This window comes from Methylobacterium variabile (assembly GCF_001043975.1).
GTDB lineage: Bacteria > Pseudomonadota > Alphaproteobacteria > Rhizobiales > Beijerinckiaceae > Methylobacterium > Methylobacterium variabile.
Window position 1 is genome coordinate 14,493 of record NZ_LABY01000150.1, and the last position, 23,793, is coordinate 38,285.

At 70.0% G+C, this 23,793-nt stretch carries 24 protein-coding genes; 9 read left to right on the forward strand and 15 right to left on the reverse strand.

Annotation, left to right across the window (positions count from 1 at the left end):
• Positions 1-84 precede the first annotated feature (84 nt).
• Genes VQ02_RS20405 through VQ02_RS20415 form a run of 3 tightly spaced genes read left to right on the forward strand, consistent with a single transcriptional unit; the run spans position 85 to position 2,631 of the window.
• Positions 85-1,320 carry an ABC transporter substrate-binding protein gene (locus tag VQ02_RS20405; protein ID WP_048446049.1) on the forward strand — a complete coding sequence of 412 codons (1,236 nt, stop codon included), beginning with the start codon at positions 85-87 and terminating at the stop codon, positions 1,318-1,320.
• Between the two features lie 2 nt (positions 1,321-1,322).
• Positions 1,323-2,045, forward strand: coding sequence for a nitroreductase (locus VQ02_RS20410; protein ID WP_048446050.1), 723 nt, complete (start codon positions 1,323-1,325; stop codon positions 2,043-2,045).
• 1 nt (position 2,046) lies between these two features.
• Entirely contained in the window at positions 2,047-2,631 is a 585-nt protein-coding gene (locus VQ02_RS20415) for a DUF4863 family protein (RefSeq protein WP_083469335.1), read from the forward strand.
• Between the two features lie 588 nt (positions 2,632-3,219).
• On the opposite strand, the gene VQ02_RS34835 is transcribed toward VQ02_RS20415, so the two are convergent.
• The 8 genes from VQ02_RS34835 to VQ02_RS20455 all read right to left on the reverse strand — a co-directional run bounded on the left by VQ02_RS34835 (position 3,220) and on the right by VQ02_RS20455 (position 9,302).
• Entirely contained in the window at positions 3,220-3,525 is a 306-nt protein-coding gene (locus VQ02_RS34835; RefSeq protein WP_053080471.1) for a LysR substrate-binding domain-containing protein, read from the reverse strand.
• Positions 3,526-3,596: 71 nt separating this feature from the next.
• Positions 3,597-4,175: an NADPH-dependent FMN reductase gene (locus VQ02_RS20425; RefSeq protein ID WP_048446052.1), complete on the reverse strand. Its 579-nt coding sequence runs from the start codon at positions 4,173-4,175 to the stop codon at positions 3,597-3,599.
• A gap of 125 nt (positions 4,176-4,300) precedes the next feature.
• Positions 4,301-4,600 carry a YciI family protein gene (locus tag VQ02_RS20430; RefSeq protein ID WP_048446053.1) on the reverse strand — a complete coding sequence of 100 codons (300 nt, stop codon included), beginning with the start codon at positions 4,598-4,600 and terminating at the stop codon, positions 4,301-4,303.
• Positions 4,601-4,614: 14 nt separating this feature from the next.
• On the reverse strand, positions 4,615-5,514 hold the full coding sequence (locus VQ02_RS20435) for an NAD(P)-dependent oxidoreductase (protein WP_048446054.1): 900 nt from the start codon (positions 5,512-5,514) through the stop codon (positions 4,615-4,617).
• A 114-nt stretch (positions 5,515-5,628) separates the two neighbouring features.
• Complete coding sequence (locus VQ02_RS20440; RefSeq protein WP_048446055.1) at positions 5,629-6,912, reverse strand: MFS transporter; 1,284 nt, start codon at positions 6,910-6,912, stop codon at positions 5,629-5,631.
• A 90-nt stretch (positions 6,913-7,002) separates the two neighbouring features.
• Positions 7,003-7,866, reverse strand: coding sequence for an intradiol ring-cleavage dioxygenase (locus VQ02_RS20445; RefSeq protein ID WP_048446056.1), 864 nt, complete (start codon positions 7,864-7,866; stop codon positions 7,003-7,005).
• Between the two features lie 60 nt (positions 7,867-7,926).
• Positions 7,927-8,994 (reverse strand): maleylacetate reductase, encoded by a 1,068-nt coding sequence (locus VQ02_RS20450; RefSeq protein ID WP_048446057.1) that lies wholly within the window; start codon positions 8,992-8,994, stop codon positions 7,927-7,929.
• A 2-nt stretch (positions 8,995-8,996) separates the two neighbouring features.
• Positions 8,997-9,302, reverse strand: coding sequence for a Dabb family protein (locus tag VQ02_RS20455; protein WP_048446058.1), 306 nt, complete (start codon positions 9,300-9,302; stop codon positions 8,997-8,999).
• 117 nt (positions 9,303-9,419) lie between these two features.
• Here VQ02_RS20455 and VQ02_RS20460 point away from each other — a divergent pair, with 117 nt between their 5' ends.
• Positions 9,420-10,364, forward strand: a complete 945-nt coding sequence (locus tag VQ02_RS20460) for a LysR family transcriptional regulator (protein ID WP_048446059.1) — start codon at positions 9,420-9,422, stop codon at positions 10,362-10,364.
• Positions 10,365-10,969: 605 nt separating this feature from the next.
• A complete protein-coding gene (locus VQ02_RS20465) occupies positions 10,970-11,755 on the forward strand; it encodes an IclR family transcriptional regulator (protein WP_048446060.1) in 786 nt (261 codons plus the stop codon).
• Between the two features lie 37 nt (positions 11,756-11,792).
• On the opposite strand, the gene VQ02_RS20470 is transcribed toward VQ02_RS20465, so the two are convergent.
• Both VQ02_RS20470 and VQ02_RS20475 read right to left on the reverse strand, forming a co-directional pair.
• Entirely contained in the window at positions 11,793-12,599 is an 807-nt protein-coding gene (locus tag VQ02_RS20470) for a sugar phosphate isomerase/epimerase family protein (RefSeq protein WP_048446061.1), read from the reverse strand.
• 173 nt (positions 12,600-12,772) lie between these two features.
• The gene (locus VQ02_RS20475) at positions 12,773-13,399 is read right to left on the reverse strand and encodes a nuclear transport factor 2 family protein (RefSeq protein ID WP_048446086.1); all 627 of its coding nucleotides are present in this window, start codon (positions 13,397-13,399) and stop codon (positions 12,773-12,775) included.
• A gap of 416 nt (positions 13,400-13,815) precedes the next feature.
• Here VQ02_RS20475 and VQ02_RS20480 point away from each other — a divergent pair, with 416 nt between their 5' ends.
• Positions 13,816-14,883 (forward strand): Gfo/Idh/MocA family protein, encoded by a 1,068-nt coding sequence (locus VQ02_RS20480; protein WP_048446062.1) that lies wholly within the window; start codon positions 13,816-13,818, stop codon positions 14,881-14,883.
• 132 nt (positions 14,884-15,015) lie between these two features.
• Positions 15,016-16,377 carry an MFS transporter gene (locus tag VQ02_RS20485; protein ID WP_048446063.1) on the forward strand — a complete coding sequence of 454 codons (1,362 nt, stop codon included), beginning with the start codon at positions 15,016-15,018 and terminating at the stop codon, positions 16,375-16,377.
• A 68-nt stretch (positions 16,378-16,445) separates the two neighbouring features.
• On the opposite strand, the gene VQ02_RS20490 is transcribed toward VQ02_RS20485, so the two are convergent.
• On the reverse strand, positions 16,446-17,117 hold the full coding sequence (locus tag VQ02_RS20490) for a TetR/AcrR family transcriptional regulator (RefSeq protein ID WP_425339914.1): 672 nt from the start codon (positions 17,115-17,117) through the stop codon (positions 16,446-16,448).
• 70 nt (positions 17,118-17,187) lie between these two features.
• On the opposite strand from VQ02_RS20490, the gene VQ02_RS20495 reads away from it, so the two are divergent.
• Together VQ02_RS20495 and VQ02_RS20500 are read left to right on the forward strand one after the other, a co-directional pair.
• On the forward strand, positions 17,188-18,015 hold the full coding sequence (locus VQ02_RS20495; RefSeq protein ID WP_053080472.1) for an alpha/beta fold hydrolase: 828 nt from the start codon (positions 17,188-17,190) through the stop codon (positions 18,013-18,015).
• A gap of 104 nt (positions 18,016-18,119) precedes the next feature.
• Positions 18,120-19,019: an alpha/beta fold hydrolase gene (locus VQ02_RS20500; RefSeq protein ID WP_048446064.1), complete on the forward strand. Its 900-nt coding sequence runs from the start codon at positions 18,120-18,122 to the stop codon at positions 19,017-19,019.
• Between the two features lie 515 nt (positions 19,020-19,534).
• Here the strand turns inward: VQ02_RS20500 and VQ02_RS20505 are convergent.
• From VQ02_RS20505 to VQ02_RS20520, 4 genes are all read right to left on the reverse strand, one after another.
• Complete coding sequence (locus VQ02_RS20505) at positions 19,535-20,296, reverse strand: SDR family NAD(P)-dependent oxidoreductase (RefSeq protein WP_245239799.1); 762 nt, start codon at positions 20,294-20,296, stop codon at positions 19,535-19,537.
• A 466-nt stretch (positions 20,297-20,762) separates the two neighbouring features.
• A complete protein-coding gene (locus VQ02_RS20510; protein ID WP_048446066.1) occupies positions 20,763-21,551 on the reverse strand; it encodes a crotonase/enoyl-CoA hydratase family protein in 789 nt (262 codons plus the stop codon).
• 12 nt (positions 21,552-21,563) lie between these two features.
• Positions 21,564-22,715: an acyl-CoA dehydrogenase family protein gene (locus VQ02_RS20515; protein WP_048446067.1), complete on the reverse strand. Its 1,152-nt coding sequence runs from the start codon at positions 22,713-22,715 to the stop codon at positions 21,564-21,566.
• Between the two features lie 12 nt (positions 22,716-22,727).
• Entirely contained in the window at positions 22,728-23,792 is a 1,065-nt protein-coding gene (locus VQ02_RS20520) for an acyl-CoA dehydrogenase family protein (RefSeq protein ID WP_157080732.1), read from the reverse strand.
• Between the last annotated feature and the right edge of the window lies 1 nt (position 23,793).

The following is a 23,793-nucleotide window of genomic DNA, read 5'->3' on the forward strand; positions in this document are numbered from 1 at the left end:
CAGTCATAATGAGATTGGCGAACTTGCACTTCCGCAAGTGCCTTTCGGCCAGGCATCGTTCCTCGTCCTCGAAGGAAACGCGCCATGCCGGTTGCATCCGTCCACGCCCGACGCCTCCTCAGGCGGGGATCCCTGGCACTGACGGGCCTCTGGCTCGCCCTCTCGCCGGTCGCCGCGCAGGGCGGACCACCCGTGAAGATCGGGGTCCTCACGGATCTCTCCTCTCTCTATGCGGATAACGGCGGCAACGGCTCGGTCGTCGCCGCGCGCATGGCGGTCGAGGATTTCGGCGGCCGCGTCCTCGGGCGCCCGATCGAGGTGGTCGCCGCCGATCACCAGAACAAGACGGATGTCGGCGCGGCGCTCGCGCGCCGGTGGCTCGATGCGGACGACGTCAAGGTGATCGTCGACGTCCCGAATTCCGCCATCGCGCTCGCGGTGCAGGACATCACCCGCGAGCGCGGCCGGATCTTTCTTGCCTCGGGGGCGGCGACCTCCCGGCTGACCGGGGACGCCTGTTCGCCCACCGGCATCCACTGGACCTACGACACCTACGCTCTCGCACAAGGGACGGCGCGCGCCGTGACCCGGCGCGGCGGCAAATCCTGGTACTTCGTCACGGCGGATTACGCGCTCGGCACGCAGCTCGAGGAGGACGGCCGGCGCGTGATCCAGGCGTCGGGTGGTCGCGTGCTCGGCTCGGTGCGCCATCCCATCGGCAGTTCGGACTTCTCCTCCTACCTCCTGCAGGCGCAGGGCTCGGGAGCGCAGGTCGTCGGGCTGGCGGATGCGGGCGGCGACCTCATCCTCGCGCTGAAGCAGGCTGCCGAGTTCGGGATCGTGCAGTCGGGCCAGACCCTGACGGGCCTGCTCGTCTTCATCGCCGACATCCACGGTCTCGGCCTGGCGGCGGCGCAGGGCCTGATCCTGAGCACCGCCTTCTACTGGGACCTGAACGACGAGACCCGGGCCTGGTCGCAGCGCTTCGTCGCCCGCACCAACAAGGTGCCGACCATGATCCATGCCGGCACCTACGGCGCGGTCACGCACTACCTCAAGGCGATGGCCGCCGCGAACACGGATGATGGTCCCGCCGTCGCAGCGCAGATGCGCAAGATTCCGGTCAACGACTTCATGACCCGCGACGGCCGCATCCGCGAGGATGGGCGCTTGGTGCGCGACATCCACCTGATGCAGGTCAAGGCGCCGTCCGAGAGCAAGGGACGCTTCGACTACTACAAGCTCCTGGAGACGATCCCGGGCGAGGAAGCGTTCCGGCCGCTCTCGGCCGGCAGCTGCCCGCTGGTCAGGCGGGGGTGAGCATGACGCCTCCCGATCTCGTCCAGGCGTTCGACAGCGTGATGAAGGGACGCTACGCCAACCGCTTCTTCACCGACCAGCCTGTTCCCTACGACACCGTGCACGACATCCTTGAGGCTGCGAGCTATGCGCCGAGCGGCGCCAACATCCAGCCGTGGCAGATCCACGTGCTGGCTGGACAGGCGAAGGCTGACATCTGCCGCGACATCAGCGCGACGCACGCCAGGGAGGCGGCGCAGCATGCCTCCGAGTACACCTACTACGCGCCGGATCTTCCCGACCTGTACCAGGGCCGCAAGCAGGAATTCGGCCGGGTGTTCTACGGCGCGCTCGGCATCGCTCAGGACGACGCGGCTGGACGGGCCGCGCAGACCGCCAAGAACTATCAATTCTTCGGCGCACCGGTCGGCCTGATCGTAACGATCGACCGGCGCCTGGAGAAGGGCAGCTGGCTCGATCTCGGCATGTTCCTGCAGAACGTGATGCTGGCGGCCAAGGTGCGCGGCCTCGACACCTGCCCGCAGGAGACGCTGGCGAAGTACCACCGCGTGCTGCGCCGCCACCTCCCGATCGCACCCGAGGATGTCGTCGTGTGCGGCATGGCCCTCGGTGTCCGCGATGCCGCCCTGGCGGCGAGGCGCGGCGTCATGGAGCGCGCGCCGGTCGAGGCGTTCGCGAGCTTTCACGGTTTCGAGGCGCCACCGGCGCGTGACACAGGAGAGTGAGATGGACGGGCGCGAGCAGCTGATCGAGCGGAGCATCCCCTTCCTCGACGAGGTCAAGAACATGACCGCGGGGCCCGAGGTCGAGCGTTGGCTCAACGAGACCTACGGTCCGGGCAGCGCTCTCTACGAAGACCTGTCGCGGCTCATCAAGCAGGGTGTCGAGGAGGGCTGGGCGGCCAACGTGGAGGTGGGCGGTCAGCGCTACCGCCGCAGCCGGTTGTGCGAGCCAACGGAGCGGACGCTGAACTTCAGCATCACCGCCGTCTACATGGACAGCCAGGACGGCCGGATGGTGATCGACGACCACGACGACGGGCCGGGCGACGCGGATGCGAGCTTTCGCGGCGACTATCACGGCCACCCCTACGGCGAGCTGAACATGGTCGTGCCGCTCGATGAGAAGGCCGTGCTTGCCGGACCGAGCGGCTGGTGCCACGCGGGCTGGACAGCACCTGGCCCAGGCAGCCACCACTATCCGGAGGTCAAGGGCGGCGCGCTCATCGCCCTGTTCTTCCTGCCTGCCGGCCGCATCTCCTATGACGTGAAACCGCCGGCTGACGAGCAGGCACGATCAGCTCAACCATGAGGGACGACAGGATGTAGGTGCCGGTATCTGGTGTAAGCCAGCGCCTGTCGCATGGACCGACCCGGCGGCTCCGCCATGCAGCCTGCGAACCGGGTCGGCACGACTGCATCAAAGCCATGGCTCACCATGCTTCGGAGATCTTTTCGGATTTTTGATGGAATCGATCATAGATTAGAGACATGGCCTCCGGTCAGGATTTTTTGTGATATCTGCACGCAGGAGTATTTGCTCGCACGTTAATTTGTCAGTGCCGAAACGATCCAAATCATCGGTTGTCATTCGCACAAAAATCTTGCGCGCCTGCTCGAACATTCTGACGATCTCATCGGCGACATCGCGGATCGACCGATCCTTTCTGTCTCGCCCGCGGGTCAGTAGAAAGATGTCTTTGCTCGGGGGTATCGATCTAAGATCACTGATCTTCATGAGCGAGTCGCTGCGGCCGATGAACTGTGGCAGAAGCGCAAGTCCGGCGCCTTATCTCGCGGCAATTGAGTGCGCGAACTGGTCAGCCACCCGACAGGCCAGCGCCCGCGCGCGAATCGTCTCGTCATCCAGGTTGCTTCGGGCAGATGCGCATCTGCTTGGTCAAAACCGATGAAGACCGGATCCGCTCCGCCTGCACCAATCGACAGGCCTCATCTGTTCCATAGAATCCGTCCCCACGATCACGAGCGGTTGCGCGAGCACATCGCCATTCTCAGGCTTCCCGAAGCGGATGGCGATATCCGCCTCATGCCGCTGCAAGCTGATCGAGCGGTGGTTGGCTGCCGACTCGATATCGAGCTTCGGATGACACGAGGCCAACTTCGCGAGACGCAAGGTGAGAAAGCCGCTCGACAGCGCCGGTGACGCGTTGATTCGGACGAAGCCGCTCGGCGCTCCATCCATCATGGCGCGACCGAGGATATGGGCCGCTTGCTCCGGATCGCTCGCCGCTTCGAGAGCATGCGTTCCAGCCGGCGTCAGGACGTAGCCGCCGGCTGGCGCAGCGGCTTGAGCGCTTGGGCCCAGCGGTGAAGCTCGCTCAGCATGGTCGTCGCGGAGGTCTGGTGGATCTCGGACGGCGAGAACTGCTCGGCCTTCACGTGCTGGGCCACCATCTGGATCGTGACCGCCTCGACGATGGGCACCATCTTGAGCGTCGTCAGAGTTTGCTTGGCGAGCTGAACCGCGCGCAATCCGCCCGAGACCCCGCCATAGCTGACGAAAGCGGCGGGCTTGTAATTCCACTCCTTGTAAACGTAGTTCAGTGCATTCAGAAGCGCAGGTGGTGGGCCGAAATTGTATTCCGGCATGACAAGGACGAACGCGTCCGCCGCACTGACGCTCGCGCTCCAGCGCCTCGTATGCTCGTGCTCGTACTGCTGAAGAACGGGGTGCTTCGGTTCGTCGTAGATCGGCAGGTTGAACTCGGCCAGATCCACGAGCCTGGCATCGAATTGGCCGTTCTGCTTCGCGATTTCGTCGAACCATCGTGCGACGGGCAGGCCGACCCGACCCGGGCGCGTGCTGCAGACGACCGTATGGAGAATCAGAGACATCTTTGCATATCCTCGGTGACAATCAGGCCCTTCGGTCGGCGCCGCTCGGGTTGTCGCGGTCGTCTGAGGCCTTCTCTGCCGGCACCCGTCCCGCGCCGTCTCCGAACGGGCGCGGGGCCGCGTCCCTAGCTGTGCGGCAAGGCGACCTGGCGCATCCGGAACCCCGTGATCTCCACCCGGGCCCAGATCCCGGCCGCCTTGAACGGGTCGGCAGCGTGGAAGGCTTCCACCGCGGCCCGGTCGGGCGCCTCGACGATGAACAGGCTGCCGATCATGGTCTCGCCGTCCTCGGCGAGCAGCGGGCCCGACACCACGATCCGCACCGGGAGCGGCCCGCCGAGATAGGCCTTGTGCGCTTCGTAGTGGGCGAGCCGCCGCTCGAGCGCGCCCGCGTGGTCGAGGGCATGGATGGCGTAGTGGGGCATGGGGCGTCTCTCGGTCATGCGGGCTCGCCGAGGCCGGCGCGGCGCTCGGCGGCGAGCAGGGCGGCGAAGAAGTCGAGGTCGCGCAGGTCGGTCCCGTCCTGCTCGGCGTAGAGGTCGCGCACCAGGGCCGCCACCGGCATCGCGACGCCGGCCGCCTCGCCCGCCGCGACCGCGAGGCTCATGTCCTTGAGCATCTGGGCGATCGAGAAGGCGGGGGCGAAGTCGCGCCGCCGCAACGGGTCGAGCTTGTAGGCGACGAGCGGCGAGGCGGCGACGGAGGATCCCAGCACCGCCAGGATCGTCTCCCAGGCAACCCCGCCCTTGCGGGCGAGCGTCAGCGCCTCGGCGGCGATCTGCGCGGTCGAGCCCACGAAGTGGTTGATCGCGAGCTTGAGGAAGCGCGCCTCCTCAGCCTCCCCGACCGCGTGGATGGCGCGGGCGAAGGTCGACAGTAGCGGCCGCGCGCGCTCCAGGGCCGCCTCCGGTCCCGAGCAGAACAGGGTGAGGGCGGCGGCCTCCGCGGTGGCGGTCGAGCCCGAGACCGGAGCGGCGAGATAGAGCACGCCCCGCGCGTCGGCCGCCTCGCGCAACGCGGCGCTCGTCTGCGGCGAGACGGTGCTGGTCTCGACGAGCACGCCGTCCCGCGTCATCCGGGCGAGAAGGCCCTCCGTCCCGAGGGCGACGGCGCCCAGGCTCGCGTCGTCGGGCAGGCTCGTGATCACGACGCGGCAGGCCGCGACGCGGCAGGCCGCGACGCGGTCGAGGCCGGCGGCCTCGGCCCCCGGCACGGCGGCGAGCCGGCCGGGATCGCGGTCGAGGGCCAGAAGGGAATGCCCCTCCGCCACGAGGTGGCGCGCCAAGTGACGCGCCATGGGCGCGCCGAGTTTGCCGAGGCCGATCCAGCCGGTCTGCATCTGCGTGTCTCCCAAGCAGATTTCGCAAAGGTGGTTGCCGGTTCTGCGAGAAAAATCTGCGGCCAGGCAAAGATAAGCAGGCTTGCGTCGGCTATCCGACGCAAGCCTGCTTGTTCAGGCCGTCAGGGCCTTGCCCTTGGTCTCGGGCAGGAGGAACGCCGCGACCGCCATGGTGGCGTAGGCGGCGGCCGCGAACAGCCCGATCGCCTGGCCGAGCGGCATCGTGGCCGACATCACGCCGACCAGCGTCGGGAACACCGCCCCGATCGCCCGGCCGAAATTGTAGGCGAAGCCCTGGCCGACGCCGCGCACGCGGGTCGGGAACTGCTCGGTGAAGAAGGCCCCCATGGCGCTGAACACGCCGGACGCGAAGAAGCCGAGGGGGAAGCCGAGCACCAGCATGGCGGCGTCGCCGAAGGGCACCATCGTGTAGGTCGTCACCACCACGCCCGCTCCGACCGCGAAGACCAGGAAGGTGGCGCGCCGTCCGATCCGGTCGGCGAGGTAGGCCCCCGCGAGGTAGCCGAAGAACGATCCGACGATCAGGACCGCGAGGTAGCCGCCGGAATTCATCACCGAGAGGCCGCGCTCGGTGCGCAGGAAAGTGGGCAGCCACGTCGTCACCGCGAAGTAGCCGCCCTGCGCCCCCGTGCTCATCAGCGCGCCGAGGAAGGTGATGCGCAGGAGCGGCGGCTGGAAGATCTCGAAGAAGGACGGCTTGTCGCCGGTCTCGGCGATCCTCGCCTGCGACTCCCGGTAGACTTCCGGCTCCTCGATGTAGCGGCGCAGGAAGAACACCAGGAAGGCCGGCGCGATGCCGACGAAGAACAGGGCGCGCCACGCCGTCTCGGGCGGCAGGAGCGAGAAGAACAGGGTGTAGAGCAGGGCCGCCGCGCCCCAGCCGATGGCCCAGCCCGACTGCATGGTGCCGAGCGCCTTGCCGCGGTGCTCGGGCCGGATGGTCTCGCCAAGCAGCACCGCGCCCGCCGCCCACTCGCCGCCGAAGCCGAGGCCCATCAGGGCGCGGGCGGCGAAGAGCTGCTCGAAGCTCTGCGCGAGGCCCGACAGGAAGGTGAAGCCGGCAAACCACAGGATCGCGATCTGCAGCGTGCGCACCCGCCCCCAGCGGTCGGCGAGGAAGCCCGCGAGCCAGCCGCCGATGGCGGAGGTGAGGAGCGCCGCGGTGCCGAGCGCCCCGGCCTCGGCCCGCGTCACGCCCCAGGTGGCGATCAGCGTCGGGATCACGAAGCTGTAGAGCTGGACGTCCATGGCATCGAGCGCCCAGCCGCCGACGCAGGCGCCGAGCGTCCGCTTCTCCTTCGGTCCGAGTTCCGAGATCCAGCTTCCCCGGCCCTCGGCCGGGACGGCGCCGACGGCGCCGGTCGTTGCCTCGCTCATGGTGGTGACCTCCCTGATGAATCATGCGACGGCCCCGTTCATCGGGGTCTTCGTCCGGGTGCGGGCCCCTGCGGGCCGAAGGCTGCCGGATCAGTCGGCCTTCAGTCCGAAATCGTAGGCGAGGTGGCGGAAAGGCCGCTCCATCGCGCGTCCGTCCGGCGCCGGTCCCGCCGGATGCTCGGCGAATGCCGCGATCAGCGAGGTCTTCACCCCGAACACCGCGTCCGAATCGAGCCACGGGCTGTCGGCGGCGAAGACGTGGGTGATCAGGGTCTCGTGGCCAGGCGCCGCGATCATGAAGTGCACGTGCGCCGGCCGGTTCGGGTGACGGGCCGTGGCCTTGAGCATCTCGCCGACCGGCCCGTCGGCGGGGATCGGGTACCAGGCCGGCATGACGGTCCAGAAGTGGAAGCGGCCCTCAGCGTCGGTGCGGAACTGCGCCCGGCCGGCGAGCCCGCCCAGCGCATCGAGCTGCTGCACGTCGTAGGCACCGTCGTCATCGGCGTGCCAGACGTCGACAGTGGCCCCCGCGAGCGGCCGTCCGTCCGCGGAGGACACCGAGCCGGTAACGAGGAGCGGCGTGCCTTCGAGCGGGCCGGAAATGTCCGCGCCGTTCGGCCGCTCGGGCGCCTCCTCGACGTAGAAGGGGCCGAGCACCGTGGTCTCGGTCGCGCCCTCCGGCATGCGATGGTTGATGGCGTCGACCAGCATCGAGACGCCGAGCGTATCGGACAGGAGGATGAATTCCTGCCGGTGCTGGTCGCACATCTGGCCGGTGCGGGTCAGGAAGGCGATGCCGGCCTGCCACTCCTCGAAGGTCAGGTCGACGTCGCGCACGAAGTCGTGCAGGTGGCGCACGAGGCTCGTCAGGACCGCCTTCAGGCGCGGATCCGGCGTCTCGGCGAAGCGGTCGACCACGGCCTGCGTGATGGTGTGCTCGTTGAAGTCGCGCATCGGCGCCTCTCCCGTCCTGGGCGTTCCCTCTCGGGCGCTGTCCCGCGCCCGCCCATGATCTTACACCGCGGCGTCCGGGCGCCGCCCGTGGAACGCGTCGTCGAGCAGTCGGCGGATCGCGCCGCGCTCCAGCGGCCGCGGGTTCCAGTAGGGGTTCGCCACCGCCGCCTCGGCGGCCCGGTCGAGCCCCGCCTCCGGCATGCCGATCGCCTTCAGGGCCGTCGGCGCGCCGAGCGAGGCGGCGAGGTCGTAGAGGCCTTGGGGCCCATCCGCTGCCCCGAGCGCACGGGCGACCCGGGCCATGGCCTCGGGCGCGGCCGGGGCGTTGTAGGCGGCGGCGTGGGGCAGCACGACCGTGTGGGTCTCGGCATGGGGCAGATCGAACGAGCCACCGAGCACGTGGCAGAGCTTGTGATGCAGCGCCATGCCCACCGTGCCGAGGCAGGCCCCGGCGAGCCACGCCCCGTAGAGCGCGTCCGCCCGCGCCGCCCGGTCCTGCGGCGCGGCCGCGATGACCGGGAGGGCCCGGGCGAGCGCCCGGATCGCCTCCTCGGCCATCAGCGAGACGATCGGGTTGCGGTCCTGCGCGTAGAGCGCCTCGACCGCGTGCGCGATGGCGTTCAGGCCCGAGGTCGCCGTGAGGCCCGCGGGCAGGCCGAGCGTCAGGTCGACGTCGTAGACCACCACCTCCGGCAGGATTTTTTGGGATTTCTGCGTCGTCTTGGCCCCGTCGCGGGTCTCGCCGAGGATCGGCGTCATCTCCGAGCCCGCATAGGTCGTCGGCACCACGATCTGGTCGAGGTCGGTGCGCAGCGCGATCGCCTTGCCGAGCCCCGTCGTCGAGCCGCCCCCGACCGCGATCACGCAATCCGCGTCGAGCGCCCGCACCCGCGCCACCGCGGCCTCGGTCACCGCCACGGGCGTGTGCATCACCGCCTCCGCGATCACCCCGACGGCGCGATCCCCCAGCAGGCCGGCGAGCGCCTCGGCCTGTCCCCGCTGCTGAGGCGTCGAGAGCACGACGGCGCGCCGGCGCCCGAGGGCCTCCATCTCGCGCGGCACCTCCGCGAGGGTGCCGTGGCCGAACACCACGCGGGTCGGCAGGCCGGGAAAGCGGAACGCGTCCATCGTCAGGCTCCCACCGCGTAGTCGACCTGGTGCCGGCTGATCCGCAGGCCTTCCAGCTCCGCCCGCACGCGGCCGTGCTCCGGGTGGTCGCGGTAGACGTCGAGGGCTGCGGGGCTGTCGAACTCGGTGTAGAGGACCACGTCGCAGGCGTAGTCGATCCGGCTCTCGTCGAGACCGACCTCGAGGTGGAGGAGCCCGGGGATCCGGCCGCGCAACCCCTCGAAGGCGGCCCGCACCCGCTCCGCATTGCCCGCCTTCTCGGCCGGCGAGGACCCGGCAACCCGCCACATCACGATGTGCTTGATCATCCGGCTCGATCCCGCTCCGCGGCCGGCTCCGGCCGCCCCGTTTCCGGGTTTTTAAGTTTTCCGTTGTCAGGGCATAAGATGGTCTGCGCGTGAATCAGTTTTGCAGGATCTGAGAAAATGGACCGCCTCGGCCAGCTCGACCTGTTCGTGGCGATCGCCGAGACCGGCAGCATCAGCGGGGCGGCGCAGGCCCGCGGCCTGTCGATCGCCGCGGCGAGCCGCACGCTCGCGGCCCTGGAGGAGCGCCTGGGCGTGCTGCTGGTGCGGCGCAGCACCCGCACCCTCTCGCTCACCGACGAGGGCGGCAAGCTCCTGGTGCGCGCCCGCAGCATCCTGGCGGACGTCGCCGACAGCGAGGCCGAACTCACGGGCGCGGCGCTCGATCCGAGCGGCCTGCTCCGGGTCAGCGCCTCGCTCTCCTTCGCGCTTCTGCACATCGCGCCGCGCCTGCCGGCCTACCACGCCCTCTACCCGAACGTGCGCGTCCACGTCGAAGTCTCGAACCGCTACGTCGACCTGATCGATGCCGGGATCGACGTCGCCATCCGCACCCGCGAGTTCGAGCCCGACCGCGCCATCACCATCCGGCGCCTCGCCGAAACCCGCCGCATCCTCACGGCCGCCCCGTCCTACCTCGCGAGGGCGGGCGCGCCGGTCCATCCCCACGACATCGCGCGCCACGCCCTGCTGCTCTACGTCTACGCCAACAACCCGAACGAGCTCAGCTTCACCCGCGCTGGCGAGACGGTGCGCGTGCCGGCCCACGGCCTGCTCGAATCGAACGACGGCCAGATCCTGCGAGCGGCGGCCCTGAACGGCCACGGCATCCTCGTCCAGCCGACCTACATCGTTCACGACGACGTTGCGGCAGGGCGCCTCGTGCCGGTGCTCGACGACTGGGACCTGCCGCGGCTTCGCATCAACTTCGCCTACCCGACCCGCAAACACCTCTCGGCCAAGGTCCGATCCTTCATCGCCTTCGTGGCCGCCGATTTCGAGGCGAACGACTTCACCGACCGCTGGACCGGGGCGACGCGGCAGCCCGCCGCCGGGGCTCCGTAGCCCATGGGGCGGTGGATGCGGGTCGGGCGCTGACCACGATCGAGCTTTGCGACCATAGGCGTGCCGCCGATGGACGAGGCCGGCGCCTGGAGCATGCTCCGACGGAGCGGATACCGGTTCGTCGAACAAGAATTAGCACAATCAAAGATCCAGAGCCGCGCCCGGTGCCGGCACCACGGTACACGACAGCCGGCAAAGGCCGAACTTGTCAGTGGACGTTCGTCGTGGGCCCACCCTTTCCCGGATCTCCTTCCACTTCGTTGCAGTCGTCCGGGAAAGGGAGATGCTTACGAAGCCCAGCAGCCCGTGCGACACGCCTGAGCCACCGTGTCGTGTCCCGTGTGCCAGCGCGATCGGGCTCTGCTTCCGGCCGGCGACCGGAAGGCCCGGTCGCCCCGCAGGCTCGTGATCTCGTCGATACATGCCGAGCCAGAGTGTCGCTCCTTGCCCGACACGATCGTCGGGCCAGGCGTTGCGGCTGCATCGACATGATGCGGGCGGCCGGAAGAGCACGTCGCGGTTCGCCCTGCCATCCTCCTGGCGAGCCGGAGCGGCCGCAGCGGCACGCCGTTGCTCGTCCTTCTGGAATTCAGATATATGAACGGATGAGCCGCGATGCCGATCACACCCCTGCGACCGTCAAATCCGCCGACCGCGTGCTGACCTTGTTCGAGTTGCTTGGCACCGGCAGCCGGGAGATGTCGCATACGGACATCGCGGCCGCGCTCGACATCCCGAAGAGCAGCCTGACGCAGCTCTTGAAGAACCTCGTCGGGCGCGGCTGGCTCGCCTACTCGCCGGGCACGAAGGGGTACTCTCTCGGGGACGCCTTCACCAGGCTGGCGCGTCGCGCGGGTCGGGCGCGCGATCTCGTCGAGTGCGCCGGACCGGTGCTCACGGAACTGACGGCCCGCACCTCGGAGTCGAGCGCGATGAACGTGCTCAAGGACGACAAGGCCGAGGTGGTGGCGACGGTGCTCGGCCCGCAGCGGCTGGTGTCGCACATGCGGCTCGGCGACGTGGCTCCGCTCTACGCGACCTCCGGCGGAAAGGTCATCCTCGCCTATCTCTCGCCGGAGCTGCAGGAACAGTACCTGAGCCGGGTGGCGTTCGTCCGGGCGACCCCCACCACCATCCACTCCGCACAGGCGCTCCGCGAACAGCTGCACGAGATCAGGCGGCAGGGCGTCGCCTTCTCGTTCGAGGAGTGGACGCCCGGGATCACCGGCGCCGCGCGCCCGGTCCTGTCCCGGTCCGGCGAGGTGATCGCCTCGATCAACGTCGCGGTCCCGTCCGTCCGCTTCGACGACAAGCTGCGCAAGAAGATCGCCGCCGCGCTGCTCTGGGCCGTCGAGGCGGTGCAGAGCGAGTTGTGGCAGGACGCGGCCTGACGACACGGTGACGGATTTGGTCGAGGCCCCGCGTGCCTCAGCGGCCGAGACGTGCCAGCAAGCTCCGGCTGGCCGCGAAGGCCGCCTTCGCGCGCGCGGCGGGAGGCAGGCCGGCCGCGGCGGCCGATGGCGCCTCGACGGCGGTGACGACGTCCGGCGGCACGGCTTGGAGGAGGGCCATGAGCGGCAGCCCGCCCTCGCCCGGAAGTAGCCGGCCGCCGCGCGCCTCGTCCCGCAACGCCGCGGGCGCCGGGATCGTGGCCGGGGCGTCGCAGAGATGGACGAGGCTGAACAGCCCGGGATCGTAGCGGGCGAGATCGGACGGGCTGCTTCCCGACCGGCTCAGATGCAGTGCGTCGACGAGGATGCCCGCGTCGGCCGGCTTCACCTGGGTCAGCAGCGCGTGGGCGTCGCCGAGCGTCCGGACCTGCGTGTAGGGCAGGAATTCCAGCATGACGCGCAGGCCGCACCGGGCGGCCGCCTCGCAGAGGTGCCCGAGATTGTCGACCAGGCGCGAGTCGTCGGGGTCGTTGCCCGAGACGATGACCGAGCGCGCACCGAGTGCCGCAGCGACCTCCAGAACCGGCGCGAGATCCGTCACCCGGGTCTCCGGCGTGATCCAGATCGCCTCGACGTCCAGGAGCGCCACGGCGCGCGCCCGCAGCCGCTCCCGGATCGCGCGCTGCAGGGCGGCGTCGCCGACGACCGGAACGATGGGCGCCGCTCCGGGTGGCGCGACGAGCCGCAGGCCGACCCCGTCGAACCCGGCATCGGCCGCGACATCGATCAGTGCGAGTGGATCGGCATCGATCACGGTGAAATGCGCGAGCGACAGCGGGGACATCGGATCCTTCCTCCGCGAATCTTGAGCGACCGCCCCGAGGCGGGACCTCGCGTGCGGGCGCCCGGATCCGCCCTCGCCTCCAAGGCCCCTTCGCCTCCAAGGCCCCTTCGCCTCCAAGGCCCCTTCGCCTCCAAGGCCCTCCCGCCTCCAAGGCCCCCTCGGCTGCGGGACCATCAGAGCGCCAGCGGCTCGCCCCGTAGCCAAGCCTCACCATGGCGGTAGAGCGCCGCGACCTCCGGTCCTGCCAATCCCGGCATGCTCCGCTTGACCGTGTAGCCGATGCGCGATTGCAGGTAGGCGAGGTGGCGGTAGCCTTCGGGAAAACTCGCGAGCAGCGCGTGATCGAGTACCGGCACGGCACCCGGCGTCACCGGGTCCATGCGGTCCTTCTCGTAGATTGGTTGACGCAATACGATCCCCCAGCGCCCCTGCCGTTTGCGCAGAAAATCGTAGAATCGGCCGGTACAGACGACGTCGACCAGCACACCCTCGACCTGGGCGCGTTGCGAGATCGTCATCTTCGTCTGTGAGATCGCGCGCTCCCCGGCGAGATCGATCGAGATACCGCCGAGAAAATGCAGAATATTGACGCCCTTGGCGAAGCCCGCCTGGCTCATGGCAATGAACTCGTCGGCGGTGCCCTGCGTCCAGGTCGCCATCATGCGGCCCTCCGGGTCCCACACCGTGCGGAACCGCTCCCAGTCGCCCGCATCCCGCCAGACGACCCAGTCCTGCAGGAGGTCGCGGATCTGACTGCGATCCGCAGCCTCGCTCTCGGGCCCATGCTCGACGACGCTCATCCGCATCCCTCAAAGTTCTGATGTAAGAACTATTCCTATATGTGATATGCGCGATCGCCTCTGTCAATGCGGTCGGGCCTGCCTAACGTCCGCTCCACGGGTGTGGCTGCTTCCCCCCTCTGCTCGAGAGCCTCAGGGCAAAAGCGACACGGCAAGCGCGCCAGGGCGTGCCGCATCTCTCCTGCCCGGCAGGGGCCGTTGCTGCTTGGCGGCGAGTGTCACAACACGTCTTGACGATCTGTTCCTCAAATGGAACAGTTTAAGAATGGAAACCAACTTCACGGCTGGGTACCTCGCGTGAGCGAGCCGCCAGACGGCTTCGAGACGTGCCGACAGGACGTGCGCCGCGCCACCCCGCCTATGCCTCGATCCACGTCAAGGCGGCCGTAGCGCCGTTATCGAGAAGGAAACGTCACGTGAGGACGCCACGCACGCTTCACATCGGCATCGTCGGCCTCGGCGCGATCGGTCGAACCCACGCCAGGGTTCTGCGCACCGTGGATCCGACCGTCGTCCTGTCGGCCGCCGACCCGGGCACAGGGGCCGCGGCGACGGCGGGGAGCCTCGGCATCACGCATTACGGCGATCTCGACGGCATGCTCGACGCCGCGCGGCTGGATGCCGTGGTGGTGGCCGCCCCGACCGATGATCACCTGGCGATCGCGTCGGCGTGCATCGCACGGGGCATTCCCGTTCTCGTCGAGAAGCCCATCGCCACGAACGTCGCCGATGCCGCACTCCTGACGCGCCGCGCCGCCGATGCGGGTGTGCCACTCCTGGTCGGTCATCACCGCCGCTACAATCCCGTCGTGCAGGACGCGGCCCGTCACGTGGCCGGAGGCGAGATCGGACGTGTCACGGCCGTGACGGTGATGTACGCGTCGCGCAAGCCCGACCCGTATTTCGACATCCCGTGGCACCGCGAGCCGCAGGGCGGCGGTCCGATCCTGATCAACCTGATCCACGAGATCGACCAGCTGCGATTCATCCTGGGTGAGATCGTCAGCGTCCAGGCCATCGCCTCGTCGAACGTCCGGCAACTCCCGGTCGAGGACACTGCGGTCGTGCTGCTGCGCTTCGCCTCGGGCGCGCTCGGAACGATCACGCTCTCCGACTGCGTCGCTTCACCGTGGTCCTACGACCTCGTGTCGGGCGAGTTCGACCTGATCGCGGATCGTCCCGGACTGATCGGCCGCGGGACCGACGACACGCATTTCATCATGGGAACCGAGGGATCGCTGACCCTCCCGCGGCTGCGGCGCTTCCGCTTCGGCGGCGAGCCCGGATGGCATCAGCCGCTGGAAGTGCGCGAGGCGGGCCGGGTCGGCGCCAACGTCTACGCCCTCCAGGCCGCTCATTTCCTCGACGTCGTGAGCGGCGCGGCCTCGCCGCGCGTCACGGGTGAAGACGCGACCCGTTCCCTGGCCGTGACGCTGGCGATCAAGGAGGCGGCCGCGACGGGCCGCAAGGTCCCGGTGCCCTAAGGCGTCGTCCCGTCAACCTGACGCCCATCGCGCCGGTGGCCCAGGCGCGAGCCGGCGCTCCGATCGGCATGCTCACGATCACGGCAAGTCGTATCCGCCGGTTCTCATAATAGATTGGGAGGATAATCCGTTATGGCGGTATCAGCGTGCATCGATATTCAGGATTTCGTCGACCAGCGTCGCGTCGGGCGATTCCAGTGGCGGGTCTTCGCCCTGTGTCTCGGCGTGCTCGTCCTCGACGGGCTCGACGTCGCGGCCGTCGGCTTCATCGCGCCCGCGCTCACTCACGCCTGGGGCATCTCGCGCGAGGCCCTGGGACCGGCTCTCGTCGCCGGGCTGCTCGGCATGGCCCTGGGCGCGATCGCCGGCGGCCCCGCGGCCGACCGCTTCGGGCGACGACGCGTCATCATCGCCGCCATGCTGGTCTTCGGCGTGATGAGCCTGGTCTCGGCCCTGAGCACCGGTGTCTGGGAACTCGCTCTGTTCCGCTTCCTGACGGGGCTGGGCCTCGGTGCGGCGCAACCGAATGCCGCGACGCTCGTCGCGGAATACGCCCCGCAGCGGCGGCGCTCCCTGTTCGTGTCGCTCCTCTACAGCGGCCTCACGCTCGGCGCCGCCGGCGGCGGATTCCTCAGTGCCGCGCTCGTCGGCCATTACGGCTGGCAGTCCGTCCTCGTGGTCGGCGGGATCCTCCCGATCCTGCTCGGGGTCGCCTGCATCGGGTTCCTGCCGGAGTCGATCCGGTTCCTGGCGCTGCGCCCCGAGCACCGCGCGGCCCTGATGACCGTCGTCAACCGTATCGCGCCCGGCGCGGCGGACGAGAGGACTGTCTTCGTCATCTCCGAGCCGGTCGACCGACGGCGGAACGCCGTCGCCCTCATCGTGGCGCAGCCCAACCGGCTGCCGACACTGGCGCTGTGGGTCGGCTTGTTCATGAACCTGCTGACGGTCTACTGGCTCAACAGCTGGCTGCCCATCATGGTCCGGGATGCCGGTTTCAGCCTGTCGGAGGCGGCCGTGATCGGCGCCATGATGCAGGTCGGCGGGACTCTCGGGAACCTCACGATCGGATGGGGGATGGACCGTTTCGGGGGCCATGCGACGCTCGTCGGGATGCTGTGCGGCGCCGGGTTCTTCGCCCTGCTGGTCGGTGCGGCGCCGGCCGACGGCCATGTCCTGACGGCCCTGCTGTTCGGCCTGGGGTTCTGCATCAACTCGGCGAATACGGGCTGGACCGCGCTCGCGGCGGCGTTCTACCCGACCGAGATGCGGGCCACCGGGATGAGCGTGATGACCGGCATCGGTCGCTTCGGCGCGATCTTCGGTGCCACGGTGGGCAGCCTCATCCTCGCCGGAGGCTGGAGCTTCGGTCAGATCTTCCTGGTGCTGACCGTGCCGATCGGCCTCGCGGCCGTCGCGGCGGCCACCAAGGCGCGCACGACCGGTCACGCGCTGGCCGCCACCGGGCCGGTCGCGGTCGGCTCGACCCGCTGATCCTCGAAGGGGAGGGGGCCTTCGACGACGGTGGCCTGCCCTTAGGGACGGTGTCGGGGAGGTCGGCCTCAGTCCTGCGCGGAGGGATGGCTGCTGCGCGAGCCCTTCCGCCCGTGCGGGCCGTGACCGGCCGTACCACCCCGTGGACGACGCACCCCGATCCCGGCCATGACCTGCGCGACAATGCCCTCGAGCGCGGCGCGGTCGGTGCCGTCGCGGGCCTGCACCGCGAGGCCCTGCAGCACGGCGGCGAGGTAGTCCGCCATCGCGCTCGCCTCCGGCGGGGTGAGCCAGCGGGCTAGGCTTCGGTCGATGGCATCCCGCATCGCGCGCCGCCGAGCCAGGAGATCGCGCGCCAGGTCGCCGTGCTCGGCCGCACACTGGACCAGGCCGGACGAGATCATGCAGCCGCGCTCGCCATCCGGATCGCTGATCGCCCGCACGGCCGCCCGCAGGAGCCCGCCGACCGCCTCCTCCAGGGTCTTCGCCTCGCCGAGGCCGTCGAGGGCGCCCGGGCGCAGCGCGTAGCGGTCGAGCGCCTCGCGGAAGAGCCCGGCCTTGCTGCCGAAGGCGGCGTAGAGGCTCGGCGGCGCGATCCCGATCGCGGCGGTCAGGTCCGCGACCGAAACGCCCTCGTAACCGTGCCGCCAGAACAGGCGCATCGCCGTCTCGACGGCGCCGTCCCGGTCGAAGCTGCGCGGGCCCCTTCGCCCGTCGCGGACCTTTTTATCCATAGCGATCACTAAAGTCCCCTTGACCGGTCCGCACAAGCGGATATCGTTTAGCGATCACTACAAACAAGAGGCGACGATGGTCCCTGCACCCAACGGCGAGCGCTTCGGCGTCCGTACCGTCGACGGGCTCGAGCTCGTGGCGGAGCGTCACGGCAATCATTCCGGTCCGGAGATCGTCCTGGTCCACGGGCTCGGCCAGAGCTGTCTCAGCTGGTCGCGGCAGACCGAAGGGCTCCTGGCCGAGACCTGTCACCTCGTGGCCTATGATCTGCGCGGGCACGGGAACTCGTCGAAGCCGGCCAGCGTCGCCGCCTATGAGGATGCCGCGCTCTGGGCCGCCGATCTCCACGCCGTGATCGAGGCCGCCGGGCTGCGCCGCCCGACCGTGGTCGGCTGGTCCCTCGGCGCGCTCATCGCCGGCCACTACCTGCAGCGCTATGGCCACGACCGCGTCGCGGCGGTCAACGTCGTCGGGGCGGTCACGAAGCTGGTGCCCGAGCTTCTCGGCGTCGCGGCCCTCGCGCACCGCGATCTGCTCGCGTCGCCCGACCTGGCAACGCGCAGCGACGCCATCGCCAGCTTCCTGTCGGCCTGCTTCGCCGTTCCTCCGCCCGAAGCCGAGTTTCGTCGCATGCTGGCCTTCAACGCCATGGTGCCGCGCGAGATGCATCAGGCCGTGGGACGCATCGGCCACGAGGGATTGGACGAGGCTTGGGCCGCGGTGCCGCGCCTGTTGGCGACCTGGGGCGACGAGGACCGGCACGTGCGTCGCGAGATGTCGACCCGCCTGCTCGCCCTCAACCCAGCCGCCCGCCTCTCCGTGTACGAGGGCGCCGCTCACGCTCCCTTCTACGAGCGCTCGGAACGCTTCAACCGCGAGCTCGCCGCCTTCGCGGCCGGCTGAGCGCGGGCGGCCGAACGGCACCTCTCCGACCGATGGCGGTGCCGCAGCTCTCACCGTCCCGCGGACCCGGTCCCGGTTGCGCTCTCGAGCAGGATCTCTCCCCGATGCGTGCGTCTCCCGACACCTCCCCCGCCTTCTTCCCCGAGTTCCGCCACCTCGACGTCGAGGCCGGCGAGGTTCGCTTCGCCGGTGCGATCGGCGGTCACGGGCCGCCGGTGCTGCTGCTCCACGGCTATCCGCAGACCCATGTCGCTTGGCGCAAGGTCGCCCCGGCCCTGGCGTCCCGCCACACGGTCGTCATCCCGGACCTGCCGGGCTACGGCGCCAGCCGGCCACTCGGCTCCGCCCGGCGCTGGACCAAGCGGCGGGTCGGGGATGCGCTCGTGGCGCTGATGCGGAGCCTCGGCCACGATCGCTTCGGCCTCGTCGGTCACGACCGAGGCGCGCGGGTCGGCTACCGCCTCGCCCTCGACCATCCGCACCACGTCACCGCCTTCGCGTCCCTCACGGTCGTGCCGACGCTCGATGCTCTGGCGGGCGTCGACCATCGCTTCGCCGCGCGGCACTTCCACTGGTTCCTGTTCGCCCAGGAGGCGGATCTGCCCGAGCGCCTGCTCGCGGCTGATCCGGACGCCTTCCTCGATCGCGCCCTGGACCGGATGACGGGCGGGCGCGACATCATCGAGGCGCCCGCCCGCGAGGCCTATCGGAGCGCTTTTCGCGATCCTGTCGTGCGGCACATGATCTGCGAGGATTACCGGGCGGCCCTTGATGAGGATCTCGCGCTCGACGCGGCGGACCGGGCCGCAGGACACCGGCTGTCCTGCCCGGTGCGGGTGCTCTGGCCCGAAGCCGAGGCCATCCCTGGGCGTCCCTCCCCGGTCGAGATCTGGCGCCGCTGGGCCGACGACGTCGATGGCCGCGGGATACCGGGCGGCCACCTGCAACCGGAGGACGCGCCCGACGAGGTGCTGGCGCAGCTCGGCCCCTTCCTCGACCGATGAGGGATGACGGCAGCCCGATCCCGGCCACCGGGGAGACACCATGCCCGACACCGACGGCGGCGCAACCCGTGCCTCCTTCATCGACGGTCGCCCGATCGCTCAAGTGAAGGCATCTCACGTGAAGGCATCTCACGGGATCACGAAACTCCGTGCTGAGAATGGACGCAACGCGATCGTCGTGCCGGTCGACGTCGAGCCGGAGGATCTCGACGGCTCCATCATCGGCGTCATGCGCAAGATCCTGCTCGCCATCGCGTACGTCGTTGTCTCGACCGGCAGGCGCCTCGCGGACGAGCCGCTCTTCCAGGAACACGCTGATGCAGTCTACCGCGCAAGGCCCGGTCGGACGTCTTCGCCCCGCCGAGTCCGAGCCACCTGCGCCTCCGCCGCTGCCGCACTCAGAAACCCGAGCAGCAGCGCGAGATCGACGACTCGTTTCATGATGGTCCTCCCCGGGTCTTGTTGTGATGGTCTTCGTCTCTGCCACGGCCCTCCCGCGGCGGAGGCGGTCTTCGTTAGGCGTTCATCTCGCTGCCGCCGTTCACCGACAGCGACTGGCCGGTGATGAAGGAGGCGGCCTCGGACAGAAGGAAGCAGACCGGCGGCGAGACCTCCTCGGGCGTGCTCCAGCGGCCGAGCGGGATCTTGGCCAGGTAGGTGTCGCGGAACTTCTCGCTGCGGACGACCTCGGTCATCGGCGTCTCGACGACGCCGAACGACACCGTATTCGTGCGGATCCCGTAGCGGGCCCATTCCCGGGCCGCGCTCATCGTGGCGCCGAGGATGCCGGCCTTCGCGGCGCTGTAGTTGATCTGGCCGATCGTCCCCTGGCGCCCGGCATCCGACGACACGTTGACGATCGCTGCCGGCACGGGCTCGCCGGCCTTGTGCCGGGCGATCAGGCGGCGTCCGACGGCCTGCATGCACAGGAACGCGCCGGTGAGGTGGACCCGCAGCACCTGGTCCCACTGCGCGAGCGTCATCTTGTCGATCATCGCTGGGCGCGTGATGCCGGCGGTGTTCACCAGCCCGTCGACCACGCCGAAGCGCGACGACGCCTGCGCGACCAGATCCTCCACGAAGTCCGGATCCGCGACGTCGCCCGCCCCGGTGAGGACGCGCTCCGGGGAGAAGGCGGCGCTGGCCGCCTCCAGTCCGGCGGCGTTCATGTCAGCCAGGACGACGTTCGCGCCCAATTCCGCCGCGAGCGTCGCGACACCGAGGCCGATGCCCTGGCCGGCTCCAGTGACGAGCACCGTACGGCCTGCGAGGGACATGGGGTTTCTGGTAGTCATCGTCGATGCCTTTTCTTTGTGACACTGGTCGGGGTGTCCGGCTTGATTTGACCGGCGTGAGGCGATGGAATCGATGATCAACAGTCTGCTCCCGGGGGATGAAGCGGAGCCCGGAAACCAGTCATGACAGAGCAGAGCGGACGCGGACGATTCTGTGTTGGGCTGTCGGCGCAAGTCGATCTCGCTGCTACCACGATCCACCGCACGCCGATGCAGGTGCGCTTCACGAACTGACGTTTTCTCGTGGGCCACGCCCTTTCCCGGGCGACTGGAACGACGCGGAGGGAGATCCGGGATCCAGCACAAGAAGGCGCGAAGCGGCCTTGTGTCTGCAACGGTGTAGCAGACTGAGCCGCTTCGCGGCACGTCTCCCCTGGATCCCGAATCTTCTTCCGCTCTCGCTCCAGCCATCCGGGAAAGGAGGCGAGCAGTGTGACTGAACGATGCTCTAGCCCTTCGACGCCCGTGCCAGCGCGCGGGCGAGCGCCTCCCGGTGCTCCGCGGTGGTGTGCGCGATGGCTTGCGCCGTGGCCGAGAGCTGGAGCAGCGTCGGCAAGCTGGCGAAGCGGCCTTCGCGCAGCAGGCGCTTCGTCGCCCGGACTGCCTGGGGCGGGTTGACGGCGATGCGCTCGGCGAGCCGCCGGCTCGCCGCCGTCAGCTCGCTCGCCGGCACCACCTGCGAGACGAGCCCGCAGGCAAGCGCCTCCTCGGCCGAGATCGCGTCGCCGGTGAGTGCCATCTCGCAGGCCTTCGACCAGCCGACGATCCGCGGCAGGAGCCAGGCGCCCCCGTCGCCCGGGATGATGCCGATCTTGACGAAGCTCTCGGCGAAGCGCGCCGTGTCCGCGGCGATGCGCAGGTCGCACATGCAGGCCAGGTCCGTACCGGCGCCGATCGCCGGGCCGTTGACGGCGGCGATCACCGGCACGTCGAGGGCCTCGAAGGCGAGCGGGATGCGCTGGATGCCGTCGGTGTAGTAGGCGATCGTGGCACTGGGATCCTGGGCGCGCTCCTCCAGCGCGTCCTGCATCGCCCGCAGGTCGCCGCCGGACGAGAAGGCGCTGCCGGCCCCCGTCAGGATCGCCACCCGCACGGAAGGATCGGCGCCGATCTGCCTGAGCGCTGCGACGAGGCCGTCGACCACGTCGCGCTCGGAGATCGGGTTGCGCTTCTCCGGCCGGTTGAGCGTCAGGGTGACGATGCCGCCATCCTGCTCGTAGAGCACCGCGTCGGTCATGGCTTTCTCCGATTATCTCAGCCCGAGGCCGCGGGCGATGATGCCGCGCAGGATCTCGCGCGTGCCGCCGCGCAGCGAGAAGGACGGCGCGTGCAACGTGGTGTAGGCCAGGACCTCCGCGAAGGTCCGGCTCTGCGGCGTCGGCGGACCCTCGGCGACGAGGTCGCGGGCGATCTCGGGGATCTCCTGCTCGACGAGCGCACCGAGATCCTTGACCATCGCGGCCTCGAGCGCCGGATCGGCCCCGGCCTGGAGCAGGCCCGCGACCGAGCGCGACATTCTTCGGAGCGTGATGAGCTGCGCCCCCAACCGGCCGAGGGCGATCTCGGTCCGCGCGTCCGCCACGGGCTGCAGCGCCCGCACCAGCTCGACGAGGAGCCAGAACGACGACAGGAAGCGCTCCGGCCCGCTGCGCTCGTAGGCGAGCTCGCCGGTGACCTGGGCCCAGCCCTCGCCCTCGCGCCCGAGCAGCGCGTCCTCCGGCAGCAGCACGTCCTCGAACACCACCTCGTTGAAATGGTGCTCGCCGACGAGGTTGCGGATCGGCCGGATGGTGATGCCCGGCAGGCTCAGGTCGACCACGAACTGGCTCGTGCCGGCGTGCCGGTGCTCGCGGTCGAGCGGCGCGGTGCGGCAGAACAGGATCATGTAGTGGCAGTGCGTGGCGTTGGTGGTCCACAGCTTGGTGCCGTTGACCCGCCAGCCGTCGCCCTCCCGCACCGCCTTGGTGCGGACCGAGGCGAGGTCGGAGCCGGAATCGGGCTCGCTCATGCCGATGCAGAAGAAGCACTCGCCGGCGGCGATCCGGGGCAGGATCGCGGCCTTCTGCGCCTCGGTGCCGAAGCGCAGGAGGCTCGGGCCGCTCTGGCGCTCGGCGATCCAGTGCGCGCCGACCGGCGCACCGGCGGCGAGCAACTCTTCGAGCAGCACGTAGCGCTCGAGCGCCGAGCGCTCCTGCCCGCCATAGGCCTTCGGCCAGGTCAGCCCGAGCCAGCCCTGCTCTCCGAGCCGGCGCGAGAAGGCGGGATCGAGGCCGTTCCAGCTCTGGGCCCGGTCGATCGGCGCGCGGTCCTTCAGCTCGGTCGCCAGGAAGGCCCGGATCTCGGTCCGGAGGACTTCCGCCTCGGGGGAGGGGGGCGGCGACGGGAAGGTGAATTGCGACATGAGAACGATCCCTCAGGCGGCCGTGATCGCGGGCCACAGCCCGTCGGGCCCGGCGGCGATCAGGTGGCGGCCGAGCACCTGCGCCCACTCGGCCTCGCGTCCGAACGCGTCGCGCCAGGCCCAGAGCCGGCGCGTGTAGTGGTGCAGCCGGTGCTCCTGGGTGAAGCCGATCGCGCCGTGGACCTGATGGGCGATGGCAGCAGCCTGACCCGCCGCCTCGCCGGTGCGGACCTTGGCGGCGGCGACCGCCGGCAGCAGCCCCGGCCCCCAGGCCGCCACCGCCTCCGCCGCGAGGCCGGCGGCGGCCGCCGCCGAGGCCGCCTGGCCGGCGAGCACGGCGAGGTTCTGCTGCACGGCCTGGAACTGGCCGATGGCGCGGCCGAACTGCCGCCGCTCCCGGGCGTAGCCCGCCGTCATGGTGCTGACGGCACCGAGCGCGCCAGCGATCATCAGGGCGCGGGTCGCGGCGCCCGCCGCTCGTAAGCAGGCCGCGCTGGGCGGCGCCGGGGCGCTCGGCGCGGCGACGGCCTCGAAGCGCACCGTGTCGCTCGGATCGCCGGCGATGTCGGCGCCGGGCTCGACCGTGAGCGCGGCCTGCGGCAGCGCGACGAGGACCGGCCCGCCGGGGCCGTCCGCCAGGACCACGACCGCCCGGGCGTGCCGGCCCCACGGCACGCCCCAGGCGTGGCCGGTCGCGCGGCCGGCCGGGTCGAGCCTCGCCTCGCAGCCTTGGGCGACGGCGAGCGGCCCGGCCGGAACCTCGATGCCGGCGCGGGCCAGGACGAGGCCGGCCAGCATCGTGTCGGCCAGCGGCAGCTGCAGGGCATGGCTGCCTGCGACCGTCAGGAGCGATAGGGCGTCGGCGACCGGCACCCCGAACCCGCCGGCCTCCTCCGGCAGGATCGCGGCCGGCAGGCCGACCTCGTCGAGGGCCGCCCACAGTTCGTCGGGCCACTCGCCCGCGGCCGACCGGGCCCGGGCCTGCGGGGTGAGGCGGTCGGCGAGCAGGCGGTCGGCGGTCTCGCGCAGCATCGCGCCGGCATCGTCCGCCTGGAGATCCGTGTGGGCTTCCATCATG